This window comes from Streptomyces sp. NRRL B-3229, assembly GCF_000719505.1.
In the GTDB taxonomy this organism is placed as follows: Bacteria; Actinomycetota; Actinomycetes; order Streptomycetales; family Streptomycetaceae; genus Streptomyces; species Streptomyces griseorubiginosus.
In genome coordinates this window covers 1-7,775 of sequence record NZ_JOGP01000050.1, presented here as the reverse complement: position 1 = coordinate 7,775, position 7,775 = coordinate 1, and the positions used below count along the sequence as shown (strand labels likewise).

At 71.0% G+C, this 7,775-nt stretch carries 8 protein-coding genes; 5 read left to right on the top strand and 3 right to left on the bottom strand.

Going from position 1 to position 7,775, the window contains the following annotated elements:
- Positions 1-224 precede the first annotated feature (224 nt).
- A complete protein-coding gene (locus IF54_RS0138280; protein WP_037821168.1) occupies positions 225-1,052 on the top strand; it encodes a class I SAM-dependent methyltransferase in 828 nt (275 codons plus the stop codon).
- Between the two features lie 144 nt (positions 1,053-1,196).
- Here IF54_RS0138280 and IF54_RS0138275 read toward each other — a convergent pair whose 3' ends face one another.
- The gene (locus IF54_RS0138275) at positions 1,197-2,606 is read right to left on the bottom strand and encodes a M1 family metallopeptidase (protein WP_030327288.1); all 1,410 of its coding nucleotides are present in this window, start codon (positions 2,604-2,606) and stop codon (positions 1,197-1,199) included.
- Positions 2,603-3,529: a M20/M25/M40 family metallo-hydrolase gene (locus IF54_RS0138270; protein WP_030327287.1), complete on the bottom strand. Its 927-nt coding sequence runs from the start codon at positions 3,527-3,529 to the stop codon at positions 2,603-2,605. The genes IF54_RS0138275 and IF54_RS0138270 overlap by 4 nt, the downstream gene beginning before the upstream one ends.
- 205 nt (positions 3,530-3,734) lie before the next feature.
- On the opposite strand from IF54_RS0138270, the gene IF54_RS0138265 reads away from it, so the two are divergent.
- Genes IF54_RS0138265 through IF54_RS0138250 form a run of 4 tightly spaced genes read left to right on the top strand, consistent with a single transcriptional unit; the run spans position 3,735 to position 7,363 of the window.
- Positions 3,735-4,352: a hypothetical protein gene (locus IF54_RS0138265; protein ID WP_030327286.1), complete on the top strand. Its 618-nt coding sequence runs from the start codon at positions 3,735-3,737 to the stop codon at positions 4,350-4,352.
- Between the two features lie 7 nt (positions 4,353-4,359).
- Complete coding sequence (locus IF54_RS0138260) at positions 4,360-5,430, top strand: hypothetical protein (RefSeq protein ID WP_030327285.1); 1,071 nt, start codon at positions 4,360-4,362, stop codon at positions 5,428-5,430.
- On the top strand, positions 5,427-6,146 hold the full coding sequence (locus IF54_RS0138255) for an ABC transporter ATP-binding protein (protein ID WP_030327284.1): 720 nt from the start codon (positions 5,427-5,429) through the stop codon (positions 6,144-6,146). The genes IF54_RS0138260 and IF54_RS0138255 overlap by 4 nt, the downstream gene beginning before the upstream one ends.
- On the top strand, positions 6,143-7,363 hold the full coding sequence (locus IF54_RS0138250; RefSeq protein WP_051735707.1) for an ABC transporter permease: 1,221 nt from the start codon (positions 6,143-6,145) through the stop codon (positions 7,361-7,363). Before IF54_RS0138255 ends, IF54_RS0138250 begins: the two co-directional genes overlap by 4 nt.
- 206 nt (positions 7,364-7,569) lie before the next feature.
- On the opposite strand, the gene rpmE is transcribed toward IF54_RS0138250, so the two are convergent.
- Positions 7,570-7,775 (bottom strand): 50S ribosomal protein L31 (rpmE, locus tag IF54_RS0138245; RefSeq protein ID WP_030327282.1); only part of this gene is annotated, 206 nt, incomplete at its 5' end.

Sequence of the window (7,775 nt, the reverse complement as noted above, 5' to 3'; positions counted from 1 at the left end):
GGTGGAGTGCTCGGTGTGCGCGTGGTCGCGTCCCTGTCTCCTGGACACACGGGACGGGTTCATCCATGCCCGCTGTCTTCCCTCACCCCCGCAACCCGTCCGGTCCGTCCGTCGTCGAACGGGCACTTCTCGAACCTTCTCCCTGAACTACCGCCGAAAGCGTCTCAGTGGCTGCTGGTAAACGAGTGGCGTCCTCACGGACAAGCCCAATAGCTTGTGCGCTCGTGACCGATGATCCGCAGATGCGCCCGAAACGCCACGCCCTCGGCCGACTGTTCGACGAGGTTCCGGAACTCTACGACCGGGTCCGGCCGGGATACCCCGACGAACTGTTCGCGGATCTCTGCGCCATCACCGGCATGCACGAAAGGTCGTCGGTGCTGGAGGTGGGCTGCGGTACCGGTCAGGCGACGCGCACACTGGCCACGCTCGGATGCTCGGTGACCGCCGTCGAGCCTGGCGCGGACATGGCCGCACTGGCTCGACGGCGACTCGCTTCCTTCGCCAACGTCGACGTCGAGAGGTCGACGTTTGAGGAGTGGGACGACCGCGGTCGACGCTTCGATGTTCTCGTGGCTGCGCAGTCGTGGCACTGGGTCGACCCGTCGACCGGCTGGCAGCGAGCGCACGACGTGCTTTCTCCCGGAGGGTGGATGGCGCTGCTCGGCCACGTCGTTGTCCGCCGGCCGGGAGAGCCGCAGGCGTACGCCGAGACCGCCGATCTGCACGAGAGGTTCTGCCCCGGAAACCCCGACTGGGGTCATCCACCGCTGGAGGACGAGGTGCGCACCACCGACGAGGGTTGGGGCATGGTCGACGATCCCGGAGGACTGTTCGGCCCGACGATCGTGCGCTGGTATCCAACCGTTCAGTGGTTCACCGGGGACGGCTTCGCCGATCACCTTCGCTCATTGTCGCTGTATCGCAGGCTCGACCAGGATGTCCGTGAGCCTCTGCTCGACGCCGTCGCCGAGCGCATCCGCTCGCGCATGGGCGACCGCGCGTCACGCCGTTACCTGACCGTCCTGCGTGTCGGACAGCGAGCCAAGTGAGGCCCTGCCCCCCTTTTTTCTGCACTGCGAGATTTTTTTCTGCACTGCGAGATGCGGCCCGCGATCGCGCGGAGGGCCGGAATCGTGAGCTTGACGGTCGTAGCCCGGTGCGTTCCTCACGGCCCCGTTCCTGCACCTGGTACGTCAACCCGTCGCAGCCCGCGGCAGGCCCTCCGGGAACAAGTACCGGTCGGAAGGGATCTGCGTGCCGTGCGCCCAGGCGGTGAAGAAACCCCGCAGGTCCTGGTGGGAGCGTTCGGCGGCCAGGGTCTCGAACTCGGGCCAGGAGGCGTTGCCGTAGCGGTGCATGGCCGGCCAGGTGCGCAGGATGCCGAAGAAGGCCTTGTCGCCGACCGTGCGTCGCAGGGCGTGCAGCATCAGCGGCCCTCGCGCGTACAGCGCGGAGTCCAGCTCACGGCCGGGCCCCGGGTCGTACAACGGCACGCTCCAGAACTCCGGATCAGTGCGGTGCTCCTGCACCGTGGCCAGGTAGTAGTCGCGGTCGAGGTCGTCCCCCTGGTGCTCGTACCAGAGCCACTGGGCGTACGTGGCCACGCACTCGGCGACACAGCCGTCACGCCAGTCCGTGAAGGACACGCTGTCGCCGTACCACTGGTGGGCGATCTCGTGCACCATCGCGACGTCGAAGAGTCCGGTGTCGTACGTCGGACGGCTCTGGGTCTCCAGGTCGACCGGGCCGGTACCGGACGGACCGGCCAGCACTACGGCCCCGGCCGAGGAGAACGGGTACGGGCCGAACCGCGAGGCCAGGAAGCCGAGGATGTCCTCCTGGAGCGCCTCGGCGTCCGGGTCGATCAGCGCGTCGGGGCTGTAGGCGTTGACGACCGGGGTGCCGTCGGGCAGCGCGGAGCTGTGCACGGTGAAGCGGTCGATAGCCACCATGCTCGCGTAGGTGGTCAGGGGGCGGTCCTCGTACCAGCGGAAGGTGCGACGGCCAGTGCCGTCCACGGTCACCGGGCCCGGCCGTCCGTTGCCGACGGCGCTCCAGCCGTCGGGGACGGTGGCCGTGAGGCGGAAGGTTGCCTTGTCGGACGGGTGGTCGTCGGCCGGGTACCAGGTGGTGGCGGAGTGCGGCTCGCCGCTGATGGCGACGCCGCCGTCGGCCATGGGGTGCCAGCCCTCCCCGACGGGCTTGCCCGAGTACCGCACACGTACGGAGAAGTCGGCACCCTTGCGCAGCTCGCGCGCCGGGGTGATCACGAGCTCGTGCTCCCCCTCGCGCTCCACCGAGCGGGCGGTGTGGCCGTCGACCGTCACGGACGACACAATGAACCCCGTCAGGTCCAGGTGGAACCGGCCCAGATCCGTCAGGGCCCGTGCGGTGACGATGGTGTCCCCGGTGAGGTGGTCGGGCCGGGCCGGATCGTAGGCGATGCGGACGTCGTACCGGTCGACGTCGTAGCCGGAGTTGCCGTCCGTGGGAAAGTAGGGATCTCCCAGGCCCGGGCCGCCGTCGGCCGCCGACGCCGGGGTCAGGCCGGTGAGCAGGCACAGGGCGAGGGCGGCGAGCGGCGGGGCCGCGAGCCGCCTCATCGGCGGTCCTTGGTGACGGCGAGCTGCCAGGTGACGTCGAGCACGGCGTTGGTGCTGGCGGTCTGCACGGCCGGGTCGACGTTGTGGATGTCGTCGCAGGCGCTGTGGATGCAGTCGGAGATGCCGGTGGTGAAACCGGCGACGGGAATGCCCGCGACCGCGAAGGACCGGTCGTCCGAGCCGGTGTCGCCGATGTCGAAGGTCGGTGTCGAGCGGGCGGCGAAGTACCTCTCGAACGCCTCGGTCGCCTCCAGGGCACCTTCGGACCCGGCCGGGTCGTGGGTGACCAGCCAGGTCGTGGTGTTGCGGGAGCCGGCCTGGTCGAAGTTGAGGTACGAGCGGACCGAGGAACGCTCCGCGGGTGACAGGGAGTTGACGTAGTGCGCGCTGCCGAACAGACCGCCTTCCTCGGCGCCCCACCAGGCGAAACGGAGGTGGCGCTCGGTCGGCAGCTGGGCCTTGGCGACGGCGACCGCGGTCGCGAGAACGGCGGCCGAGCCGGAACCGTTGTCGTTGATGCCGGGACCGGCCAGGACGCTGTCGAGATGTGCTCCGACCAGCACGGTCTTGCGCGTGTCCCCGCCGGGCCAGTCGGCGATGACGTTGTATCCGGTGGCGCCGTCGTGCGCGAACGGCTGGAGCCTGGTGCGGTAACCGACCTTGTCCAGGACCCGTTTCACATAGGTCACCGACTCCCGGTAACCAGGGGTGCCGTGTGCGCGGTTGCCGCCGTTGCGGTCGGCGATCGACTGAAAGTCCTTCAGATACGGCATGACGCGCTGGGCCGTGACCACCGGCGGACCGGGGACACGGGGGCTCGCGCCGACGGGTGCTGCACCGAACAGACCGATGGGTGCGGCCCCGAACAGGCCGGCGCACAGAACGCCGACGCCGGCGCGGCGCAGGTACGGGCGGGATGCCATGAAGTGGCTCTCCTGTCACTCGTGGAACGGACGGGGCACGACGGTAGGAGGCGGATGTCCCGTTCCGGTCGCGGAGTTGTCGGCACACGGTGGGCGTGCTGTCGTCGTGCTGTGGGCCGGCTGCGGTCGAAACAGCACCGAAGTCCGAACAGACCCGCATCGGTTGCCGACCGTTTCCCGACACCCGGCGCGGACCATGAGCCGCATGAACCACTTCGACATCGCGGTCCACCGCCGCGTACTCGGCGGCGCCACCGCCCTCGCCGCCGGCGTCCTCCTGCTCACCGGTTGCGCCGGTTCGGGCGACTCCGACGACAAGGGCTCGACACGGCAGGACGTGGCCTCCCTGCACACCGAGACCCCCGACGGCAACGCCCCAGACGGCAACGCGACCGCGCAGGCGACACCGTCCGCCGACGACGGCCGCCCCCAACTGCGGCTCGACAGCTCGGAGGAGGAGAAAGACCGCTACTGGCACCTCTACGCCGCGTGTCTCAAGGATCACGGGCACAAGATGCTCACGGCACGCGGCCCGGACTCCATCGACCAATCCGACCACAGCGCCACAGCCAAGGCCGCCACCAAGGCGTGCGCGAACAAACTGCCCTTGCAACCACCGGAGTTGGACGAGGCGACGAACCCGCACTACGACGACGACTACCGCGCCTACGTGAAGTGCCTGAACCGCAAAGGGCTCAAGGTCACGGCGCTGCCGGACAACTCCGGATGGACCTACGACGGCAACACCACGATGAGCGCCGCCCGGCAGAGCCAGGTCGACAGGAGCTGCACCTTGGAGGCGTTCCGTGGCAAGACGCGGTAAAGGGGTCGTGGCGCTCAGCGTCGTGCTGGTCGCAGGCGTCACGGGCGGGAGCGCGTATGTGTGGCGCGACGTCCATTCCGGACCGGAGACCCGGGCCTCCGCCCCCGACCGGGTGCGAACCGCCACCATCACGCGCACCGACCTCTCCGACAGCCGCACCCTGCCGGGCACCCTCGGCTTCGGCACCCCGCACGCCCTCAAGGGCACGGGCCAGGGCATCGTGACCCGGCTGCCGAAGCCCGGGACCCTGGCGGTCAGGGGCAAGGCGCTGTACCGGACAGACGACCAACCCGTCACCGTCTTCTTCGGTGACACACCCTTCTTCCGCCCCCTGACCAAGACGGGGGTACGCGGCCACGACGTGAGCGTCCTCGGAGACAACCTGCGAGCGCTCGGCTACGACACGGGCCCGGCCGCCGTCACCAGGAACACCGGTGACGGCGACGAGGGCGAGGAGTTCACCCCCGCGCTCGCCGCCGCCCTCAAACGCTGGCAGCACGACACCGGGCAGACCGCCACGGGCACGCTCACCCCGGGCAGGGCCGTGGTCCTGCCCGGCCCGGTGCGTGTCGACTCGGTCCAGGCCCAACCCGGCGACGCGGCCGACGGCACGCTGTTCACCTACACCTCCGCCGCCAAGGCCGTCACCGTCGCGATGGAGGCGACCGACATGGGAACCGTCAAAGCCGGCGACGGCGCCGCCATCACACTGCCGGACGGCAGAACGGTTCCCGGCACCGTCAAGGCGCTCAGCCGGACCGTGCAGGGCGGCTCCGCCGAGGAGTCCGCGCAGCAGACCGGACCCGCCACCATCGACGTGACCGTGGCGGCGAACCGGGCCACCGACCTCAAGGGCCTGGACGCGGCCGCGGTTCAGGTGCGGTTCGACACCACCACCCGCAAGGGCGTGCTCGCCGTACCCGTGGGCGCACTGGTCGCCCTGCGGGAGGGTGGCTATGCCGTACAACGCCCGGACGGCACACTGATCGCGGTGACGACGGGCATGTTCGCGGGCGGTCTGGTCGAGGTGAACGGCAAGGGAGTAGCCGTAGGCGCCAAGGTGGTGACGGCGTCATGAGCACCCCCGCCTCCACCACCGGCAGCGCGGCCCCCGTCCTCCTCGTCGAGGACGTCACCAAGAGCCATCCCGGCGGTGTCACCGCCCTGGACCGGGTATCGCTCCGCGTCGACGCGGGCGAACTCGTCGCCATCGTGGGCCCGTCGGGATCGGGCAAGTCGACGCTGCTGCACATCATGGGCACCCTGGACCGGTCGACGAACGGCAGCGTCCGCATCGCGGGCCACGACGTCCACGCACTGGGCGACCGTCACCTCTCCGCGCTGCGGGCGCGACTGCTGGGCTTCGTCTTCCAGCACTTCCACCTCACCGACGGGCTCGACGCCACGGAGAACGTCGCCACCGGCCTGCTCTACGCGGGTGTCCCCCGGCGCCGACGAGAAACCCTCGCGCGCGAGGCGCTGGCCCGGGTGGGTCTCGACCACCGCCGCTCCCACCTCCCCCAGCAGCTGTCCGGCGGTGAACGCCAACGGGTCGCCATCGCGCGCGCCTTGGTCAACGGGCCCGCGCTCGTGCTCGCCGACGAACCGACGGGCGCGCTGGACGCGGCCAACGGGGAGGCCGTCCTGCGTCTGCTCGCCGACCTCAACACCCAGGGCACGACCATCGCCCTCATCACCCATGACCGCGACATCGCGGCTCGCCTCCCTCGCCGGGTGGAACTGCGTGACGGCCGCATCACGGCGGATGTCACCGGGGTGGTGAGAGCCGCGTGACGCGCACGCTGAAAGCCTCCGGCCCCCACCCCGTACGACTGAGTCTCGCGGACATCCTCCGCCTGGGCCTGCTCGGCATCCGCACCCGCGGTCCCCGCGCCGCCCTGTCCGCGCTCGGCATCGCCCTCGGCATCGCGACCCTCGTCGTCGTGACCTCGGTACCCGCGTCCAGCCAGCAGGCCCTGATGGACCAACTGTCCGCCCTCGGCACCGACATGCTGCGCGTGGCCCCACAGGCGGACAGCGATCCCCCGGTCGTCCTGCCCTCGACCGCGGACGCCATGGCCGCCCGCATCGGCCCGGTGACCAGCGCTAGCGCGGTGGCCAACACCCACAGGAGCGTGCGTCGTTCGGACCGCGCCGACCCTTCCGACGCCTCCGGCATCAGTGTCCTCGCCGCGCGCACCGACCTCCTCCCCTCGGTTCACGGGACCGTCCGCTCCGGCTCGTTCCTCTCCCCCACCTCCGCCCACTTCCCGACCGCGGTCCTCGGCTCCCGGGCCGCCGCGCGCCTCGGGTTCGACCGCGTCCGCCCGGGCCGGGAGACGGGGCAGGTCTACATCGACGGGCACTGGTTCACCGTCATCGGCATCCTCGCTCCCCTGCCGCTCGCCCCCGATCTCGACACCTCCGTCCTGGTCGGCTGGGACGCGGCGCGCGAACAACTGGGCTTCGACGGCCACCCCACCGTCATCTACGTCACGGCCCGTGAGTCGCAGATCGAGGCCGTACGCGCCGTGCTCCCCGCCACGGTCCATCCCCAACTGCCGGGCCTGGTCCAGGTCAGCCGCCCCTCGGACGCCCTGGCCGCCAAGCGCGCCACCCGGCAGACACTGTCGGTCCTCCTCCTCGGCCTGTCGGGCGTGGCGCTCCTCGTCGGCGGCGTGGGCGTTGCCAACACCATGGTCGTCTCGGTCCTGGAGCGGCGCCGCGAGATCGGTCTGCGCCGGGCACTGGGTGCCAGCCGCGGCCAGATCAGAGGGCAGTTCATGGCGGAGTCGGTGGCTCTGTCCGCACTCGGCGGCTGCGCGGGCACGGCCCTCGGCGCGGCGGTGGCGGCCGGCTACGCGACGTCCCAGTCCTGGCCCGTGGTGTTCCCCCGACTCGCCCTCCTCGCGGGCGTTGTGGGCGCGGTGGCCGTCGGAGCGGCCGCGGGTCTGTACCCCGCCGTACGTGCCTCCCGACTGCCACCGACCGAGGCGCTGGCGGCCGTTTGAGGTGTGGGGCCCCGTGGCTGTGCCGGGCCGGTGGCTGGGCCGGGGGCCGGGAACACGCCTGGTCGGCGAGCACGTCATACGTGCGGCGGCGACCCCGGTGTCATCGTGGCTCGGTCATCCGTTTCGTGAGCCGCTCCGCAACAGGAAACGGCCCGGCACCGCGCGTGCGGTGTCGGGCCGGTGAGGGTGCTGCGCGCGCGAGGGCGTCAGCCCTGGCGTGCCTTGACGTGGGGGGCCTCAGCGGTACGGCCGTAGCGCCGCTCGAAGCGCTCCACGCGACCCGCGGTGTCCACGACCCGCGAGGTGCCGGTGCAGAACGGGTGGCTCGCGGACGAGATGTCCACGTCGACGACCGGGTACGTGATGCCGTCCTCCCACACCACCGTGCTCTGCGCGGCGACAGTGGAGCGGG

What these genes read in the sequence shown, in the direction of transcription:
- IF54_RS0138275 (WP_030327288.1), bottom strand. Translation starts at nt 2,606, where the DNA reads ATGAGGCGGCTCGCGGCCCCGCCGCTCGCCGCCCTCGCCCTGTGCCTG.
- IF54_RS0138270 (WP_030327287.1), bottom strand. Translation starts at nt 3,529, where the DNA reads ATGGCATCCCGCCCGTACCTGCGCCGCGCCGGCGTCGGCGTTCTGTGC.
- IF54_RS0138265 (WP_030327286.1), top strand. Translation starts at nt 3,735, where the DNA reads ATGAACCACTTCGACATCGCGGTCCACCGCCGCGTACTCGGCGGCGCC.
- IF54_RS0138255 (WP_030327284.1), top strand. Translation starts at nt 5,427, where the DNA reads ATGAGCACCCCCGCCTCCACCACCGGCAGCGCGGCCCCCGTCCTCCTC.